We start from the raw sequence: 19642 nt of genomic DNA on the forward strand, positions 1-19642 counted from the left end.
CCGATACAATACGGAGAGGCGCAGCGATGCGCTCGGCGGCCGCACGCCGGCCGAGTTCCGCGCCGCGCTGGGAAGGGCCGCGTAACGGTCCAAGAAATCGTCCGCAGTCCCCCCTCAAGGTGGGATACAGTTTCCCGCAGAGGGTCGATCGGGAAAATGCGTCCCGGTCTGAGCGACGATTCCGGGATGCATTTTCCGCAAGATGCCTCAACCGGAAAACGCATCCCGTTTTGAAGCTTCAAAGTGGGACGCAGTTTCCCCAGGAGCCCCCATCGGGAAACTGCATCCCGGAATTCGCCTGAATAGTGGGGTGCGGTTTCCGAAAGGGTGCCGTCTGGGAAACCGTGTCCCGGAATTCCCTCCCGCGCCTGGTTGTTCCGCATCGCATCTATTGGGCAAAGCGATCTGTCCCCATTGCAACAATCTGTTGATTGAACGTCGCTGCATGTTCGCGCTATCATGCATGGTTAAAATTGGTTAGCCATGGCAAACGGTTAGCAATGGTGAACATAAATGCAACGCCCTGTGGGCGTCGGGGGAGGAACACGGACGTGAAGCTCGATACACTCGAGATTGGAAAGGACGCCGTTGTCGCATCGGTGGCATCGGACGATCAGGCACTCCGACAGCATATTTTGGACATGGGCTTAACGCCGGGCACCGAAGTCACCATGATGAAGTACGCCCCCATGGGCGACCCGCTCGAGATTCGCCTGCGTGGCTACGAGTTGACGCTGCGCAAAGACGATGCTGCTCGCATTGAGCTCGTGGGTATTCACGACACCGATACGAGCCCGCGCGTTAACGCCGCAATCGGCACGACGGAGCACCCGGCGCTCGGTGAGGGGACGTATTCGCCCCGTGCGGCAAAAACGGCCGTGCCCGAGGGCGCGCCGCTGCACTTTGCCCTCGCCGGCAACCAAAATTGCGGCAAGACCACGCTGTTCAACCAGCTGACGGGTTCCAACCAACATGTTGGTAACTTTCCCGGCGTGACGGTCGACCGCAAGGACGGTACTGTCCGTAACCACCCCGAGGCGAGCGTTACCGACCTGCCCGGTATTTATTCGTTGTCGCCGTACACGGGCGAGGAGATTGTCAGCCGTCAATTCATCCTTGACGAGCATCCCGACGCCATCATCGACATCATCGATGCCACCAATATCGAGCGCAACCTCTACCTGACGCTGCAGCTTATGGAGCTCGACTGCCCCATGGTCATCGCGCTCAACATGATGGACGAGGTGACGGCCAACGGCGGCGCCGTGGACGTCAACCTGCTCGAGAGCCTGTTGGGCGTGCCTGTTGTCCCCATTAGCGCTGCCCGCAACGAGGGTATCGGCGAGCTGGTGGATCACGCTCTGCATGTGGCGCGGTTCCGCGAGCGCCCGGGTCGCCTGGACTTCTGCGCGCCCGATGGCCCGGACGGCGGTGCGCTGCATCGCTGTATCCACGGCATTGCCAACCTGATCGAGGACCATGCCGTGACGGCCCGCATTCCGCTGCGTTTTGCGGCGACCAAGCTGGTTGAGGGCGACGAGCTGGTGACCGAGGCACTTCACCTGGATCGCAACGAACTCGACGCTATCGAGCACATCATTACCCAGATGGAGGGCGAGGCTGGCACCGACCGCCTGTCCGCGCTTGCCGATATGCGCTTTAGCTTTATCGGCGACGTGTGCGGGCGCTGCGTGGTGAAGCCGCACGAGAGCCGTGAGCACGTGCGCTCCGTTAAGATCGACCGCATCCTGACGGGTCGCTACACGGCCATCCCGGCGTTTCTGGTGATCATGGGCCTCGTCTTTTGGCTGACGTTTGGCGTGATCGGCGCGGCGTTGCAGGGACTTATGGAGGACGGCATCGCTGTCATCATCGCCTCGGCCGATGCGGGTCTCAAGGCGTTCGGAACCAACGACGTGGTGCGCTCGCTGGCTGTCGACGGCGTGCTTACGGGCGTGGGCAGCGTGCTGACCTTCCTGCCGATTATCGTCGTGCTCTTCTTGTTCCTCTCCATTCTGGAAGACTCCGGCTACATGGCGCGCGTGGCCTTTGTCATGGATAAGGTGCTGCGTCGCTTTGGCCTGTCGGGCCGCAGCTTTGTGCCCATGCTCGTCGGTTTTGGCTGCACCGTGCCGGCTATCATGTCGACCCGTACACTCCCATCCGAGCATGATCGCAAGATGACGGTCATGCTCACACCGTTCATGAGCTGCTCGGCCAAGTTGCCGGTTTACGGCTTGCTGTGCGGAGCATTCTTCCCGCAGGCGACGGTCCCAGCCATGGTCTCGCTCTATCTGATTGGCATTGCGGTCGGTTGCATCGCGGCTTTGGTGCTCAACCGCACGGCATTTAAGGGCGACCCGGTGCCGTTTATCATGGAGCTACCCAATTACCGCCTGCCGAGCATCAAGACGACGGTGATGCTGGCGTGGGATAAGGCCAAGGACTTTATTACCAAGGCCTTTACCATCATCTTTGCCGCCACCGTGGTCATCTGGTTCCTCCAGACGTTTGACATCCGCTTTAATGTGGTCGCCGATCAGTCGCAGAGTCTACTTGCCGGTCTGGGTAGCATCATCGCGCCGGCGTTGGCGCCGCTTGGCTTTGGCGACTGGCGTGCATCCACGGCGCTCGTCACCGGACTTATCGCCAAGGAGAGCGTCATCTCGACCCTCACCGTGCTTTTGGATGCAACGTCACCCGCGGCGCTGTCGACCATGTTTTCGCCGTTTACCGCCTACGTGTTCTTGGTCTTTACGCTGCTGTACCCGCCCTGCGTGGCGGCAATCGGTGCCGTCAAGAGCGAGTTGGGCGCGCGCTATGCCGTTGCCGTGTTCGCGTTTCAGGTGACGGTCGCCTGGATCGTGGCGTTTGTCGTGCATTCGGTGGGCATATTGCTGGGGTTGGCTTAGCTATTTATTGACAGCGCAACCTCTGTGTATTGAGTTGTTGATTGCGGCCCCGCATCTGTGCTGACGGATGCGGGGCCGTTGCTATATAATCGCCCACCGCCCAAGACAATCGGAGAGGTTCCCTACATGACTCAGGCAAGACAAGATGGCATCTCGCTCAAGCAGTGGCTCCCGCTTATCGGGCTCGCCTGCTGCGCGTTCGTGTTCAACACATCGGAGTTCATGCCCATCGGCCTTCTGACTGATATTGCCGTATCGTTCTCGCTCACCGAGGCCCAGGCAGGCATCATGATTTCGGTCTACGCCTGGGGCGTCATGCTGCTGTCGCTGCCGCTTATGGTGTTTGCCTCGCGCTTTGAGTTCAAGCGTATGCTGCTCGGCGTGCTCGCCGTGTTCTCTCTGGGTCAGTTCCTGTCCGCCGTGGCGCCCACCTATCCTATTTTGGTCTGCGCACGCCTGGTGGTCGCTTGCGCACATGCCGTGTTCTGGTCGGTCGCCTCGATTATGGCCTCGCGCCTGGTCGACGCCCGTCACGGGGCGCTCGCCATCAGCATGATCGCCACGGGCTCGTCCATCGCGCAGATCTTTGGCCTGCCGATCGGCCGCGCCATCGGCCTGGCCGTGGGCTGGCGCATGACGTTTGCCGTGGTCGGGGCCTTTTCTGCCGCCGCGGTGGTGTACCAGGCAGCGGTGTTCCCGGCCATGCCGGCGGGTGAGCGCTTTGCCGTTAAACAGCTGCCCGAGCTGCTCAAGAACCCGTTCCTCATCGCGCTCTACGCGGTCACGGTTTTTATGGCGACCGGTTATTACGCAGGCTACAGCTATATCGAGCCCTTCCTGGCGCAGGTCGCGCACGTCGACGCGGGCGCCATTACCATGACGCTGACGGCGTTTGGCTGCTCCGGTCTGGTGGGCAGCTGGCTGTTTGGCCGCCTGTTCGACGGGCATCGCTTCCCGTTTTTGGCTATCACGCTCTCCGGCGTGCCAGCGGCCCTGCTGCTCATAGGTTCGGCCGCATCGTCGCTCGCAGCAGTGCTTGCCGTCTGCGTGCTGTGGGGCTGCTGCGCCACGGCCTTCAATGTGGCGTTCCAGGCCGAGCTCATCAAGTACACGCCCGCGGATTCGTCGGCTGTCGCCATGTCGATCTTCTCGGGCCTGTTTAATCTGGGTATCGGCACGGGCACCGCGATCGGCGGCGGCGTGGTTTCGGGTCCCGGTATCGCCTGGATCGGCTTCGCGGGCGGGGCGATTGCCGTCGTGGGCGTCATCCTCGCCATCACGGTGATGTTCCCGGCCATACGCCGCGCAAAGCCCGTCGCCTAATCACGTCCCCTCATCAGTTGCGGTGGAATAGTTCCTGTTTAAGGCCTCTGAAGGCCCAAGCAGGAACTATTCCACCGCAACTTATTTTGGGGGAGGGGATACAAGCCGGGCATACAATGGATGTCGTTGTGTTGAGCTTACCGGGAGGCTGCTATGTGGGCATACGAGACGACGTTCTATCAGATCTATCCTCTGGGCTTTTGTGGAGCTCCGCGCGAAAACGCCGCGCCCGTTGCCGAGGATGCGCTTGCCCAGGCTGCCAACGACGCGCCCAACCCCGATGCCCCCATCATGAAAATCGCCCAATGGGCCGACTACCTGCAGGAACTCGGTATTGGCGCTGTGCTCATCAACCCACCGCTCGAGTCCGATAGCCATGGCTACGACACGCGCAGCCTGCGCCACATCGACCGTCGCCTGGGTGGGGATGCCGACTTTGCCGCCGTGTGCGAGACGCTGCATGCCCACGGCATCCGCGTGGTGCTCGACGCCGTCTTCAACCACGTCGGTCGCGGCTTTTGGGCCTTCCGCGATGTGCAGGAGCGCAAGTGGGACTCGCCCTACAAGGACTGGTTCCACATCAGCTTTGACGGCGACTCGTGCTACGGCGACGGCTTTTGGTACGAGGGCTGGGAAGGCCATTTTGAGCTCGTGAAGCTTAACCTGCAAAACCCCGCCGTGGTCGATTACCTGCTCGAGTCCGTGCGCCGTTGGGCCGAGGTCTTTGGCGTCGACGGTCTGCGCCTGGACGTCGCCTATATGCTCGACCGCGACTTTATGCGCCGCCTGCACGCCTTTGCCCGTGAGCTCAAGCCCGACTTTGTGCTGATCGGCGAGACGCTCCACGGTGACTACAACCAGATCGTCAACGACGAGATGCTCGACTCCTGCACCAACTACGAGTGTTACAAGGGACTGTACTCCAGCTTTAACTCGATCAACATGTTCGAGATCGCCCACTCGCTGCACCGTCAGTTTGGCGGCGACCCGTGGTGCATCTACCGCGGCAAGCACCTGCTGTCGTTTGTCGACAACCACGACGTGCCACGCCTGGCGAGCATCCTCACCGACAAGTCCTGTCTGCGTCCCGCCTATGGCATGCTCTTTGGCATGCCGGGCATCCCGTGCATCTACTATGGCAGCGAGTGGGGAATTGCTGGCGAAAAGGGCGGCCCCGATGGCGACTGGGCGCTGCGCCCTGCGCTCGATGAGCCTGCGCCCAACGAGCTGACGGCCTTCATCACACAGCTTGCGCACCTGCGATCGGCCGACGACGCGGCGGCACGCGCTCTCAGCTACGGCGCGTACCGCAACGTGGTGATACAGAACAAACAGCTGCTGTTCGAGCGCGCCTGCGACGACGCGACGGTGCTCGTGGCGGTGAATGCCGTGAACGAGCCTTATACCTTTGGAGCCGGCGAACTCAACGGCTCCTTCGTCGACCTACTTGCCGACGATGCACCCACGGTCGAGCTGCCGGGCTCCCTTGAACTTGCGCCCTACGAGGTGCGCTATCTGTTGAGGGCCTAGGTCATGTCGGCGTCAGACGAGGGCTATCAACATATTGAGCATGGGTTTGAGCCCGTGTTTGACCAGCACTCGCGCGTTTTGGTGCTGGGATCGTTTCCCTCGGTGCTTTCGCGCGCCAATGCCTTTTATTACGGCAACCCTCAGAATCGCTTTTGGCGCGTGATGGCCGCGTGCCTTGGTGTGCCTGCACCACCCAACGAGGGCGACCCTTTGGTGGGCGGCGAGCCCGCGACGCTCGACGCCTCTATTGCCGCCAAGCGATCCATGCTGCTGAACGGTGGCGTGGCCCTGTGGGATGTGGTCGAGAGCTGCGACATTAAGGGCTCGAGCGACGCGAGCATCAAAAACGTTGTGCCGGCATATATCGAACGCATCACTGGAGCTGCGCCCATCGAGCGGGTGGTATGCAACGGAGGTACGGCGGGGCGCCTCTATAAGCGCTATCTACAGGAGCGGACGGGTCTGTCCGCTGTCGTGTTGCCGTCAACTAGTCCCGCTAACGCGGCCTGGCGCCTGGAGCGGCTTGTCGAGCGCTGGCGCGAGGCGGTTGACTGGACCGCACGGTAATCTAGATCCTTGATTGAGCATGGGCGCCGAGGCGTTTGATGATGGCATGCCAGATTGGTGCGGGCACGGCGGGCTTGACGCGCACCATGCCGTCGACATCGACACTATCGGCATCGCCGCCGCCAAGCAGCTGCGCATGCTCTATGGAGCAGCCCATGCGTACGGCGCCCACAAGCTTATCCATCGCTTCGGAAAATGGACGGCGTAAGAGGCCCATACGCGGGGAGTGGCGAAGCGCCGCAATACCGCTGCCGGCACAGATGACAACGCCACCGCACCACGACAGGTCACGTAGACGACAGGCCCGGCGCAGCCGCATGGCGGTTTCGCGTGCCCGTTCGGCGTCCTCGGACCCAGCAAGAACGACGGCGTAGACGCGTGTCTCTGTATCCCCGAAGCGATCGAGCACCTGCTCGACAGCGATTATCGCCTCATCATCAAATGCATCATCAACAGCGAACACCATGCCATCGATAACACCGGCATCATCCGCCTCCAAATCGACCGAACGGGGGAGCGCGGTGCCGGAAAGCTGAGCATAGGCGGCGATGGCATCCTGCAGGTCCCAAAGCAAAAACTCAAGATCGGCGCTCTCGGGAATACTGATATATGCAATGGTTTGCAACGTTTTTGGTACATCGCCGCGTGCAGTTGTCTCCATGCCGCCTCCTTTCCGGTTGGTTTCCGTTTAGGTTACACCGTCTGGTGGCGCGCGGGCGCGCTATCCTAGTGCAACCCTTACGAAAGGAATGCCATGCGTCTACCCATGAACACCTCGCTTGCCACGCTCAAGCCCTCCGGCATTCGCCGGATCAACGCGCTCGCTGCCCAGCACCCGGGGTGCATCGCGCTTGCGCTTGGCGAGCCCGATTTTCCCACGCCCGATGTGATTAGCGCCGAGGTGACCGCCGCGCTGGGCCGCGGTGACACGCACTATCCGCCCAACAACGGCCGTCCCGCCCTGCGCGAGGCGCTGTCTACCTACATGGGAGACGCGGGCCTTACGTTTTCGGCCGACGAGGTCATCCTGACCGACGGCGCGACCGAGGCCCTGTCGGCAACATTTATGGCCATGCTCAACCCCGGCGACGAGGTTATTATCCCCACGCCAGCCTTTGGCCTGTACGAGAGCATCGTCGTGGCCAACCACGCCAAAGCGGTCTTTTTGGATACGGAGCCCGCGCAATTCCAGATTGACGAGGAAGCGCTTCGCGCCTGTGTGACCCCGGCGACCAAGGCCATCGTCATCTGCTCGCCCAACAATCCCACGGGCTGTATCCTCGACGCGGCATCGCTCGACGCCGTGGCACACGTGGCAGAGCAAGCGGGCATCTACGTAATCTGCGACGACGTATATAACCGCCTGGTCTATGTGGATGGCTATGAGCGCTTTGCCCAGCGCCACCCGGAGCTACGCGAGCAGACGGTGGTCATCGAGAGCTTCTCCAAGCCATGGGCTATGACCGGCTGGCGCCTGGGTTGGCTCGCAGCTGCAGCCCCCGTCATCGCCGAGATCGCAAAGGCCCACCAATACTTAGTATCGAGCGCCGTCTCCTTTGAGATGGACGCCGCAGCCCGAGCCCTGACCGTCGACCCAACCCCCATGCTCAAAGTCTACCGAGCTCGCCGCGAGCGCGTGCTCGCAGCCTTAGACACCATGGGCCTCGACGTAGTGGAACCAGCCGGCGCCTTCTACGCTTTTCCCAGCATCAAACAATTCGGCCTAACAAGCGAAGACTTCTGCATCAAAGCCATCAAAGAAGCCAACGTAGCCCTAGTCCCCGGAGACTGCTTCGGAACCGAAGGCCACGTCCGCTTAAGCTACTGCGTCTCCGACCAAGATCTGGACGAAGGCCTCCGCCGCCTGTCCACCTTCGTCTCAACCCTATAACCATCAGGGACGCAACACATCAGCCCGCCGACATAAGGGTTATGCGTGGGGGCGTCGCTCAACGGAAAACCGGGCTGCCCCATAGTTGACGCAGGCACGCGCCGCCGAAGGCCAGGCGCAAGGTTTCCGTAGATTCCGCACGAGCCGGAAAGCACTTAATGTGCTTTCCGAGCGAGCCCAGGACCTGACCGAGCGGAAACCTTGCGCCTGGCCTTCGGCGGAGCGTGCCGGATGGTGGAATTGTGTGCAGCCCGGTTTTCCGTTGACCGACGCCGGGGTCCCCGCCATAATACTTTCGGTTCACGCACGAATCCGCTGCCAGAGACAGCCGGTGCAAACGGGCATTGCCCGCGAGCTCAATGGGATATCCCGCCAGCCGAGGTGGTCGAGTAGATATGTCTTCTCGCCCCCGTCGCTCATGCAGCGCGGGGGCTTTCTTTTTGGACATGCCCCCGTCACGTCCTTGTGGCGGACCGTGCCCGGAAAGAATTCGAGGAGGTGTAATTCATGCCCCAGCAGTACAAAATCGACAAGGTTGCAGAGATCGAGTCCCGTATCGCCGAGAATGCCGGTCTGTTCGTCGTCAACTACAACGGTCTGACGGTTAAGCAGGCTCAGGAGCTGCGTCATCAGCTTCGCGAGTGCGGCGCCGAGATGAAGGTCTACAAGAACAACCTGGTCAAGATCGCTCTCAAGAACCAGGAGCAGCCCGAGCTCGACGAGATCCTCGCCGGCCCCGTCGCTTATGTGTTCTACGAGACCGAGCCGGTCGAGGCCGCTAAGACCCTTAAGGACTTCTCCGCTAAGTCCAAGGGCGTCCTTGAGATCAAGGGCGGTATCTCCGACGGCAAGGCCGTTTCCGCTGATGATGTTAAGGCTATCGCCGAGCTGCCCACCAAGGACCAGCTTCTCGGCCAGATCGCCGGTCTCATCTCCGGTTTCGCTCGCGACATCGCTGTCTGCGTCAACGGCGTTTCCTCTGGTCTCGCTCGTTCGATCCAGCAGGTCTCCGAGCAGAAGGCAGCCTAGTCGCTGTTTTCACCCGCGGCGGCAACGCCGCACCCCTGGCGCATTCGCGCCGTGTTTTAACTGATCTCCGTGCACAGACACGGAAACCGAAAGGACTTAGAAATGGCTAAGCTTACCACCGATGAGATCATCGATGCTCTTAAGGAAATGACCCTTCTCGAGGCTTCCGAGCTCGTTAAGGCTATCGAGGACACCTTCGGCGTTTCCGCCGCTGCTCCTGCCGCTGTTGTCGCCGCTCCCGCTGCTGGCGCTGCTGAGGCCGAGGAGAAGACCGAGTTTGACGTCGTGCTCGAGGGCTTCGGCGACAACAAGATCCAGGTCATCAAGGCCGTCCGTGAGCTCACCAACCTTGGCCTGAAGGAGGCCAAGGAGGTCGTCGAGAGCGCTCCCAAGGCTGTTCTCGAGGGCGCCAAGAAGGAGGACGCCGAGGCTGCCAAGGAGAAGCTCGAGGCTGCTGGCGCTGCTGTCACCCTCAAGTAATCAGGCTTTCTCGCCAGATTTCTTTGCAGACGGGGTTCGCATTGCGAGCCCCGTCTTTTTTGTTTTGGCCCCTCATTCCCATTGCTCGGCACGCAGAACACCGCCGTCTTCGCCGTGCCAATCCCGTTACCGCTGGGGCATAAAATTGCACCATTCGAGCAATAATTTGCGTTGACCTGCTGAAGAATTGCGTTTGCCTTACGGCGACGTATGTCTCCGGCGGTAAGATACTTCAGTATCGCAATTTGGTCTGCGGCCGCCGTGCCGCACGCTTGGGGCGCTTTGCGCCTGCGAAAGGATCCTTGAATAATATGAAGGCAATCATCCCCGCCGCCGGTCTAGGCACGCGTTTTCTGCCTGGCACTAAGTGCACGCCCAAAGAGATGCTGCCGGTTCTCGACAAGCCGGTTATCCAGTACGTCGTTGAGGAGGCACTCGCTCCCGAGGAGGTCGATGATGCTATCATCGTCACCTCTCCTGGCAAGCCCGAGCTGTTGAACTACTTCCAGCCCGATCGTTCGCTCGAGAACCTGCTGCGCGAGCGCGGCAAAGATGCATATGCCGATGCCGTTGCCCACGCAGGCGGTATGCCGGTCGACTTCCGTTATCAGTACGAGCCCAAGGGCCTCGGCCATGCCATTCGCTCGGCGGCCGATGCTGTGGCGGGGGAGAACTTCCTGGTTCTTCTGGGCGACTATGTTGTGCCCAACCATGACATTTGCGACAAGATGCTTGCCGTCTCCAAGGAGCATGGCGGCGCTTCGGTTATCGCTGTTGCCGCGTGTGCTCCCGAGGAGGTCAGCCGCTATGGCGTTATCGCCGGCGAGCGCGTGGGCTCCCTCGAGGGCGCTGAGGGCGTTGGCGATGCCGAGCCTGGCGCCGTGTGGCGTATCGGCGGCTTGGTGGAGAAGCCTGCTCCCGAGGCTGCGCCTTCTAACCTTTACATCGTCGGACGCTATCTGCTGAGCCCGCTGGTCATGGAGCTGCTTGCCGACCAGCAGGCCGGCAAGGGCGGCGAGATCCAGCTGACCGACGCCATGGCCCGCTCGCTCGACCGCGAGGCTATGTACGCTGTCGTCATCGATCCTCTGTCGGGCTACGACACCGGCACGCCTTCTGGCTGGATGGCCACCAACGCCCTTATGGCCGCAAGCGATCCTCGCTTTGCCGATGCCTTCTGGGATGCCATCGACGAGCGCGGCGGCTTGATGCGCAAGTAAATAGCGCTTACGGGTGCGGACTTCGGTCTGCACCCGTTTTTTTTGCGAACTGCCGCTTAGCTCCGGAAAGTGCGACCCACAATTTGGTCGAATTCTGGGATGTGCTTTCCGGCTGAGGACCCTAGCGGAAAGCGCATCCCAGAATATCGGCTCAGGACGGGATACAGTTTCCCAAACGGGGCTCAATCGGAAACTACGACCCAGTTTGAGGCCTCAAAACGGGACGCAGTTTCCGCCCGATCAGCCTTCGCCGCCATTCCGCCATTCAGCGACGCGCATCAGCAACTCTGTTCACAGAAAATATATGAACAGGTGTTCGATGCATACCAATCTACCTGCGCATTTTCTGTCGAAAAAAATTTGCTACTCCAAAAACTCAATCGCGTCAAGGCTTTTCTTGCCCAACGGTCGGTACCTGATAAACTATTAGGTTGCGATAACTGGCGAAGCTATGCCTCGCCAACCCACCGAGCATTTCCGTGAAGGAGGAAAAACCTGGTGACCTACGCATACACTGCCACTGAGCGCAAGCGCGTCAGCTTCGGGAAAATCCCGGAGGCCATGGAGCTCCCCAACCTTATCTCTGTTCAAAGGGAATCCTTTGAGCGTTTTAAGGACGAGGGCCTTCGTGAGGCGTTTAAGGAATCCAGCCCCATCCAGAGCCAGAACCATGTTCTCGAGGTTACCTTCGGCGAGCATCAGTTTGGCGACCCCGCGCATACCGTCGAGGAGTGCCGCGAGAAGGATATGACCTATCAGGCTCCGCTTCTGACCGACGTCCGTCTCACCAACAAGGAGACCGGCGAGATCAAGGAGCAGCTCGTCTTTATGGGCGACTTCCCCATGATGACCGATCAGGGCACCTTCATCATCAACGGTACCGAGCGTATCGTCGTCTCGCAGCTCGTCCGTTCCCCGGGCGTGTACTTCAGCTCCGAGATGGATTCGGGCAAGCAGATCTACAAGGCTCAGATCATCCCGTCCCGCGGTGCCTGGCTTGAGTTTGAGGTCGACAAGCGCGACCAGCTCATGGTCTCCATCGACCGTAAGCGCAAGCAGAGCGCCACGATGTTCCTGCGCGCCCTTGGCATCGCCGTCACCAACGACGACATCATCGAGCTGCTCGGCAATTCCGATGTGATCAAGCGCACCCTCGAGCGCGATACCGCCCTTACCCGCGAGGATGCCCTCATCGAGATCTACCGTCGCCTGCGCCCGGGCGAGCCTCCCACCGTGGATGCTTCCCGCAGCCTGCTCGAGGGCCTGCTCTTCAACCCGCAGCGCTACGACCTGGCCCGCGTCGGTCGCTACAAGGTCAACAAGAAGCTCAACCTCACTACCGAGGAAGAGGTCACGGTGCTCACCGACGAGGATATCGTCGCTACGCTGCGCTACCTTCTGTCCCTCGCTGCCGGCGAGCAGGGCTTCAAGGTTGACGACATCGACCACTTTGGCAACCGCCGTATCCGCACCGTCGGCGAGCTCGTCGCCAACCAGTTCCGTATCGGCATGAGCCGTATGGAGCGCGTCGTCCGTGAGCGCATGAGCTCCCAGGACATCGACGAGATTACCCCGCAGTCGCTCATCAACATCCGCCCGATCGTGGCCTCCATCAAGGAGTTCTTCGGTTCCTCGCAGCTCTCGCAGTTCATGGACCAGGCGAACCCTCTGACCGGTCTGACCCACAAGCGCCGTCTGTCCGCACTCGGCCCTGGCGGTCTTGCCGGCCACAAGTCGGGCTCCAGCCGCCGCACCAACGTGCCGACGGCCGTCCGCGACGTTCACAACTCGCACTACAGCCGCATGTGCCCGATCGAGACCCCCGAAGGCCCCAACATCGGCCTGATCGGCTCGCTTGCCCTCTACGCCCGCGTCAACGAGTATGGCTTCATCGAGGCCCCGTTCCGCCGCGTCGAGAACGGCGTTGCCACCGACCAGATCGACTGGATGACCGCTGACGAGGAAGAGAAGCACGTTATCGCGCCGGCCAACACGCCGCTCGATCCCAAGACCAACGAGTTCATCACGACCGATGCCGAGGGCAAGATCGTCCGTCCGCATTCCGTGATCGCCCGTACCCGCGACTTCGACGGCTCCTTCGGCGCTCCCGCCGACGTGCCCGTCGAAGACGTCGACTACATGGACGTCTCGCCGCGCCAGATGCTCTCCGTCGCAGCCACGCTGATCCCATTCCTCGAGCACGACGACGCTAAGCGTACGCTCATGGGCGCCAACATGCAGCGTCAGGCCGTGCCGCTGGTTCACCCCGCCGCTCCCTATGTCGGTACCGGCATGGAGCGTCGCGCCGCCCTGGACTCTGGCGAGGTCACCCTGGCCAAGAACGCCGGCGAGGTCATCTTTGCCGACGCCTCCAAGATTATCGTCAAGCATGCCGGCGGCATGGACGAGTATCACCTGGCCAAATACCAGCGCTCCAACCAGTCCACCTGCATCAACCACCGCCCGCTCGTGCGCGTCGGCGACACCGTTGAGCAGGGTGAGCCTCTGGCCGACGGTCCTTCGACCGATCACGGCGAGCTCGCACTGGGCCAGAACCTCACCGTGGCCTACATGCCGTGGGAAGGCTTCAACTACGAGGACGGTATCGTCGTGTCCGAGCGCCTGGTGGCCGAGGACCTGCTGACGACCATCAACATCACCCGTCACGAGATCGACGCCCGCGATACCAAGCTCGGCCCCGAGGAGATCACTCGCGAGATCCCGAACCTCTCCGAGGACATGCTTGCCAACCTCGACGAGGACGGCATCATCCGCATCGGCGCTGAGGTCGGCCCTGGCGACATCCTGGTCGGCAAGGTTACTCCTAAGGGCGAGAGCGCTCTGACTGCCGAGGAGCGCCTGCTGCGCGCCATCTTCGGTGCCAAGGCTCACGACGTTCGCGACACTTCCCTTAAGATGCCTCACGGCGCTTACGGCCGCGTCATCGACGTCGTCCGCTTTAGCCGCGAGAACGGCGACGACCTGGCCCCCGGCGTCAACGAGCAGGTGCGCGTCTACGTCGCCCAGCGTCGTAAGATCCAGCAGGGCGATAAGATTGCCGGCCGCCACGGTAACAAGGGTGTTATCTGTAACGTTCTGCCGGTCGAGGACATGCCCTACATGGCTGACGGTACCCCGATCGACGTTATCCTCAACCCGCTGGGCGTTCCTTCGCGTATGAACGTCGGCCAGCTGCTCGAGTGCCACCTTGGCTGGGCTGCTGCCTGCGGTTGGGATACCGAGGATGCCGATTCCGACAAGTACGTCCCCGGTCCGTTCTTTACCGCGACGCCCGTCTTCGACGGCGCCAAGGAGGACGAGATCGCCGAGGTCATCCGTCGTGCCAACAAGAATATGCTCAACAAGGCCACCGCTGCCTTTGGCGATCACATGCGCCCCGAGTTTGTCACCCAGCTTGACGAGCGCGGAAAGACCCGCCTGTTTGACGGCCGTACCGGCGAGGAGTTCCGCGAGCCCATTACCGTGGGTACGTCCTACATCCTCAAGCTCGGTCACATGGTCGACGACAAGATCCACGCCCGTTCGACTGGCCCTTACAGCTTGGTTACCCAGCAGCCGCTGGGCGGCAAGGCCCAGTTCGGCGGCCAGCGCTTCGGCGAGATGGAAGTTTGGGCACTGTACGCATACGGTGCTTCCAACGTCCTGCAGGAGATCCTGACCGTCAAGTCCGACGATACCGTGGGCCGCGTCAAGACCTACGAGTCCATCGTCAAGGGCGAGAACGTCCCGGTTCCGGGTATCCCCGAGTCCTTCAAGGTTCTCGTCAAGGAGATCCGTTCCCTCGCACTGGACATCGAGCCCATGCACGATGCCGACGAGGACGCCTCCGCCCCCGTGACCGCCGAGGAGACCTCTGCCCTCGATGACCTGGCTGCGCTCGCCGGCGTTGACGCCGACGTCGAGGCCCAGGATGCCGAGACCGCCGAGGCACCCGAGGCTGTCGCCGCCACGACCACTGATAAGGAGTAGTTGACTGTGGCAGATTTCGAAGCTACTGAATTTGACTCGGTAAAGATCTCCCTTGCCTCCGCCGACCAGATCCGTTCCTGGTCGCACGGTGAGGTCAAGAAGCCGGAGACCATCAATTACCGTACCCTCAAGCCCGAGAAGGACGGCCTGTTCTGCGAGAAGATCTTCGGTCCCGCCAAGGACTGGGAGTGCTCCTGCGGCAAGTACAAGGGCATCCGCTTTAAGGGCATCGTCTGCGAGCGCTGCGGCGTCGAGGTCACCTCGGCCAAGGTGCGTCGCGACCGCATGGGCCATATCGAGCTCGCCGCTCCCGTGTCCCACATCTGGTACTTCAAGAGCCCCACGAGCTTCCCGATGAGCCGTATGCTCGACATCAAGTCCAAGGACCTCGAGAAGGTTCTGTACTTTGCCAGCTACATCATCACCGAGGTCGACTACGAGGCTCGCGAGGCCGACGCTGACGACCTGCGCGAGGAGCTCGCCGCCGATCTGGAAGAGATCGATGCCGAGTGCGCCCGCCAGATCGAGTCCCTCAAGGAGCAGGGCAACCCCGAGAACTTTGACGAGTTCTCCGACGAGGAGCCGCTGACCCCCGAGGAGATCGCCTCCGGCATCGTCGACATCGAGGAAGAGTGCAAGGACGAGAAGCAGCTCCGCACGGACGCCTTCAACGCCTTCATGAAGCTCACCGAGCGCGACCTCATCTCCGATGAGCCGCTGTTCCGCGAGATGACCCGTTACTACTCCATGTACTTCAAGGGTGGCATGGGTGCCGAGGCCGTCCGCGACCTGCTCGCTGCCATCGACCTCCCCTCCGAGGCCGAGAAGCTCAAGGCCATCATCGCCGACGAGGACTCTCAGAAGCAGAAGCGCGAGAAGGCCGTTAAGCGCCTCGAGGTCGTTGACGCCTTCCTGAAGGGCGGCAACAGCCCCGCGAACATGATTCTGGATGTCATCCCGGTCATTCCGCCCGATCTGCGCCCGATGGTCCAGCTCGACGGCGGCCGCTTCGCCGCGTCCGACCTCAACGACCTGTATCGTCGCGTGATCAACCGTAACAACCGACTCAAGCGCCTGCTCGACCTGGACGCCCCTGCGATCATCGTGAACAACGAGAAGCGCATGCTCCAGGAGTCCGTGGACGCCCTGTTCGACAACGGCCGCCGTGGGCGCCCGGTCTCTGGCCGTGGTGGTCGCCCGCTCAAGTCGCTCGCCGAGGCCCTCAAGGGCAAGCAGGGTCGTTTCCGCCAGAACCTGCTGGGCAAGCGTGTCGACTACTCCGGCCGTTCGGTTATCGTTACCGACCCCAAGCTGCTGCTGCACCAGTGCGGTCTGCCCAAGACCATGGCACTGGAGCTCTTCAAGCCCTTCGTCATGAAGCGCCTGGTCGAGCTTGGCAAGGTCGAGAACATCAAGGGCGCCAAGCGCGCTATCGACCGCGGTGCCACCTTTGTGTGGGACATACTCGAAGAGGTCATCGACGGTCGTGTCGTGCTGCTCAACCGTGCACCGACCCTGCACCGTCTGTCCATCCAGGCCTTTGAGCCGGTGCTGGTCGAGGGTAAGGCTATCCACCTGCACCCGCTGGTCTGCGCGCCCTTCAACGCCGACTTCGACGGCGACCAGATGTCTGTCCACGTGCCGCTGTCCAGCCAGGCTCAGGCCGAGGCCCGCGTGCTCATGCTCTCTGCGAACAACCTGCGCTCGCCGGCGTCCGGCAAGCCGGTCAACATCCCCTCGCAGGACATGATCATTGGTGTGTACTACCTGACCCAGGTCCGCGACGGTCTGCCGGGCGAGAACCACGTGTTCTCGAGCTTCGACGACGCGCTGCACGCCTATGACTGCCGCTCCGAGGTCGACATGCAGGCCAAGATTCAGGTCCGCGTGTCCGCCGAGAACGCCAACGTCATCAACGAGGACGGTACCCGTATCTTCCGCGTCAAGAACGGCAAGAACGAGTTCGTCGACTACGATGTCACCGGTAACAAGACCGCACGCTTCGAGACTTCTATCGGCCGCATCATCTTCAACCGCCAGTGCCTGCCCGAAGACTACGAGTTCATGAACTACAAGATGGTCAAGGGCGATGTGGCCAAGCTGGTTGCCGACTGCTGCGATCGTTACCCCGAGGCCAAGGTCGGCCCGATCCTCGACTCTATCAAGTACTCCGGCTTCCACTACGCTACCCGCGCCGGCCTCACCATCTCGGTGTGGGACGCTCTCATCCCTGCCGAGAAGCAGGAGCTGCTCGACCGCGCCCAGGCCAACGTCGACCAGATCAACGAGTACTTCGAGGAGGGCTTCATCAACGAGACGGAGCGCCACATCGAAGTCGTTAACGAGTGGACCGCTTGTACCGACAAGGTCGCAGCGCTCATGCTCGACATGTTCGACGAGGAGAACCCGCTGTACATGATGGCCGACTCCGGCGCCCGTGGTTCTAAGACCCAGCTGCGTCAGCTCGGCGGCATGCGTGGCCTGATGGCAGATATGTCCGGCGAGACGATCGACCTTCCCATTAAGGCGAACTTCCGCGAGGGCCTGCTGCCGCTCGAGTACTTCATTTCGACCTACGGCGCCCGTAAGGGCCTGGTCGATACCGCATCCCACACCTCGGACTCTGGCTACCTGACCCGTCGTCTGGTCGACGTGGCCCAGGACGTCATCGTCCGCGAGGAGGACTGCGGTACGCACGAGGGCGTCACCTACAACCTCATCATTCCCGGCACCACCGACCTCAACACCGATCTTGTCGGCCGTTGCTTTATTGAGGACGTCGTGGCTCCCGATGGCACCGTGCTCTTTGAGCAGGACGGCTATATCGAGAAGGTCGCCGACATCCAGAAGATGGTCGATGCGGGCCTTAAGAAGGTCAAGCTTCGCGCGCTGCTCACCTGCCGCTCCAAGTACGGCGTGTGCCAGAAGTGCTACGGCTGGGATCTTTCCACCCGTCGTCCGGTCGCCATCGGTACCGCAGTCGGCATTATTGCCGCCCAGTCCATCGGCGAGCCCGGTACGCAGCTTACGATGCGTACCATTCACTCCGGCGGCGTCGCTGGCGTCGACGATATTACACAGGGCCTGCCTACGGTCAGCCGTATGTTCGACATCGTCGGCAACGTCAACGAGAAGATCCTGGGTCGCGAGGCCGAGCTGGCTCCGTACTCCGGCCACCTCTCGATTAAGCCCGAGAAGTCCGAGTACGTGCTGACGCTCACCGACTCCGAGGATCACACCCGTGTCCTCGACGAGCGTCGCGTCCCCGCTTCGGTGCGCTTTATGCCCGAGATCGAGGACGGCTGCGAGGTTCGCGCCGGCGACCAGATCACCAAGGGCTTCGTCAACTTCCGCAACCTGCGCAAGCTGACCGACATCGAGTCGACGATGCACACCTTCGTCGAGAGCGTCAAGGACGTCTACACCAGCCAGGGCGTCGACCTGAACGACAAGCACATCGAGGTGCTCGCACGTCAGATGCTGCGTCGCGTTCAGATCACCAACCCCGGCGACTCCAAGTACCTGCTTGGTCAGTACGTCGACCGCTACGAGTTCGCCGACGAGGTCGAGCGCGTTGCCCGTCTGGGCGGTCAGGCTCCCGTGGCTGAGCCCGTCATCTTGGGTACGCTCAAGGTTGCGTCTAACATCGACTCCTGGCTGTCGAGCGCTTCGTTCATCCGTACCGCCGGCGTCCTTACCGAGGCTGCTATTGAGGGCAAGGTCGACCACCTGCTCGACCTTAAGTCCAACGTCATCGTCGGTAAGAAGATCCCGGCTGGTACCGGCCTCAAGCCGTACGCTAACGCCAAGCTGACGTATCGCACGGCCGACGGCTACGTGGACATCGATGGTCCGGCTTCGCCCAACGCCAAGTCGCTGCCCGAGTGGGCTCCCGTGGAGCTCAAGGACCTGGACGAGCGGCTCCCACAGCAGCTCGACTGGGCCGGCTACGACGAGTTTGGCGGTGCTGACGGCTCGTTCACCCGCAACGGCCACACCATCTCCGCCGAGAAGGCTCGCCTGTACCTGTTCGACGACCTGGGTGTGTCGCAGCGCTGGACCAACAAGTTCAGCGAGGTCGGCATCGAGACGGTCGGCGACCTGGTTGGCAAGTCCGAGGAGGATCTGCTGCGCATCGATGGCATCGGTGCCAAGGCGATCGAGGAGCTCCGTGACGGCCTCGAGGCCCACGACCTGCTCTACATCCTCGAGAACAACGACGACGTTGCCGACGAGGAAGACCTCTCGCAGCTGCTGCAGATGGTCTTTAGCCCCGACGGTCCGGACGACATCCTGCTGGGCACCTCCGCTCCGACGCATCACGCCGATGCCGACGAGGAGCTCCTGGGCGCCCCGATCGACGACAAGAAGGCTCCCGCCAACGGTGCCATCAACGAGGACATGGCTTCCCTCGACGAGCTGCTCAACCAGCTCGTGGACACCGACGACGCCGAAGAGGCCAAGGACAACGACGGGGAGTAATTTCCCAGTACGTTAACCGCCCTTCCAAAGACCCGCTTCCCAACAGGGGAGCGGGTCTTTTTTGTTGAGGAACGTTGCCCTGACGAGCACGTAGGATTCCCGGTCCGGGCGGCATAGGGGTTAAGTTTGTCGCGAGTTCCGCACGAGCCGGAGGCCACTTAATGTGGCCTCCGTGCGAGCCAGGACTGTAGAGCAGCAAACTTAACCCCTGGGCCGCC

The 19642-nt window shown here is 61.7% G+C and carries 11 protein-coding genes; 10 read left to right on the plus strand and 1 reads right to left on the minus strand.

Annotated features, from left to right (window positions below):
- Positions 1 to 500 precede the first annotated feature (500 nt).
- The 4 genes from feoB (at position 501) to ACTQ0H_RS03810 (ending at position 6332) form a co-directional block, all read left to right on the plus strand.
- The gene (gene feoB / locus ACTQ0H_RS03795; RefSeq protein WP_441547844.1) at positions 501 to 2912 is read left to right on the plus strand and encodes a ferrous iron transport protein B; all 2412 of its coding nucleotides are present in this window, start codon (positions 501 to 503) and stop codon (positions 2910 to 2912) included.
- A 126-nt stretch (positions 2913 to 3038) separates the two neighbouring features.
- A complete protein-coding gene (locus ACTQ0H_RS03800) occupies positions 3039 to 4235 on the plus strand; it encodes an MFS transporter (RefSeq protein ID WP_441547845.1) in 1197 nt (398 codons plus the stop codon).
- 153 nt (positions 4236 to 4388) lie between these two features.
- On the plus strand, positions 4389 to 5765 hold the full coding sequence (locus ACTQ0H_RS03805; RefSeq protein ID WP_441547846.1) for an alpha-amylase family glycosyl hydrolase: 1377 nt from the start codon (positions 4389 to 4391) through the stop codon (positions 5763 to 5765).
- A gap of 3 nt (positions 5766 to 5768) precedes the next feature.
- Positions 5769 to 6332 carry a uracil-DNA glycosylase family protein gene (locus ACTQ0H_RS03810; protein WP_441547847.1) on the plus strand — a complete coding sequence of 188 codons (564 nt, stop codon included), beginning with the start codon at positions 5769 to 5771 and terminating at the stop codon, positions 6330 to 6332.
- Between the two features lies 1 nt (position 6333).
- Here the strand turns inward: ACTQ0H_RS03810 and ACTQ0H_RS03815 are convergent, their stop codons facing one another.
- Positions 6334 to 6993, minus strand: coding sequence for a hypothetical protein (locus tag ACTQ0H_RS03815; RefSeq protein ID WP_441547848.1), 660 nt, complete (start codon positions 6991 to 6993; stop codon positions 6334 to 6336).
- A 93-nt stretch (positions 6994 to 7086) separates the two neighbouring features.
- Here ACTQ0H_RS03815 and ACTQ0H_RS03820 point away from each other — a divergent pair, with 93 nt between their 5' ends.
- From ACTQ0H_RS03820 to ACTQ0H_RS03845, 6 genes are all read left to right on the plus strand, one after another.
- On the plus strand, positions 7087 to 8223 hold the full coding sequence (locus tag ACTQ0H_RS03820) for a pyridoxal phosphate-dependent aminotransferase (RefSeq protein ID WP_441547849.1): 1137 nt from the start codon (positions 7087 to 7089) through the stop codon (positions 8221 to 8223).
- A 507-nt stretch (positions 8224 to 8730) separates the two neighbouring features.
- Positions 8731 to 9252 (plus strand): 50S ribosomal protein L10, encoded by a 522-nt coding sequence (gene rplJ / locus ACTQ0H_RS03825; protein WP_117646079.1) that lies wholly within the window; start codon positions 8731 to 8733, stop codon positions 9250 to 9252.
- 102 nt (positions 9253 to 9354) lie between these two features.
- Positions 9355 to 9732 carry a 50S ribosomal protein L7/L12 gene (gene rplL / locus ACTQ0H_RS03830; protein WP_154514707.1) on the plus strand — a complete coding sequence of 126 codons (378 nt, stop codon included), beginning with the start codon at positions 9355 to 9357 and terminating at the stop codon, positions 9730 to 9732.
- Positions 9733 to 10043: 311 nt separating this feature from the next.
- The gene (locus ACTQ0H_RS03835) at positions 10044 to 10952 is read left to right on the plus strand and encodes a UTP--glucose-1-phosphate uridylyltransferase (protein WP_154514705.1); all 909 of its coding nucleotides are present in this window, start codon (positions 10044 to 10046) and stop codon (positions 10950 to 10952) included.
- A 561-nt stretch (positions 10953 to 11513) separates the two neighbouring features.
- On the plus strand, positions 11514 to 14942 hold the full coding sequence (rpoB, locus tag ACTQ0H_RS03840; RefSeq protein WP_427796029.1) for a DNA-directed RNA polymerase subunit beta: 3429 nt from the start codon (positions 11514 to 11516) through the stop codon (positions 14940 to 14942).
- Positions 14943 to 14948: 6 nt separating this feature from the next.
- Positions 14949 to 19424, plus strand: a complete 4476-nt coding sequence (locus ACTQ0H_RS03845) for a DNA-directed RNA polymerase subunit beta' (protein WP_441547202.1) — start codon at positions 14949 to 14951, stop codon at positions 19422 to 19424.
- Positions 19425 to 19642: the final 218 nt, after the last annotated feature.

The organism is Collinsella sp. LCP21S3_A3, assembly GCF_052118905.1.
Lineage (GTDB): Bacteria > Actinomycetota > Coriobacteriia > Coriobacteriales > Coriobacteriaceae > Collinsella.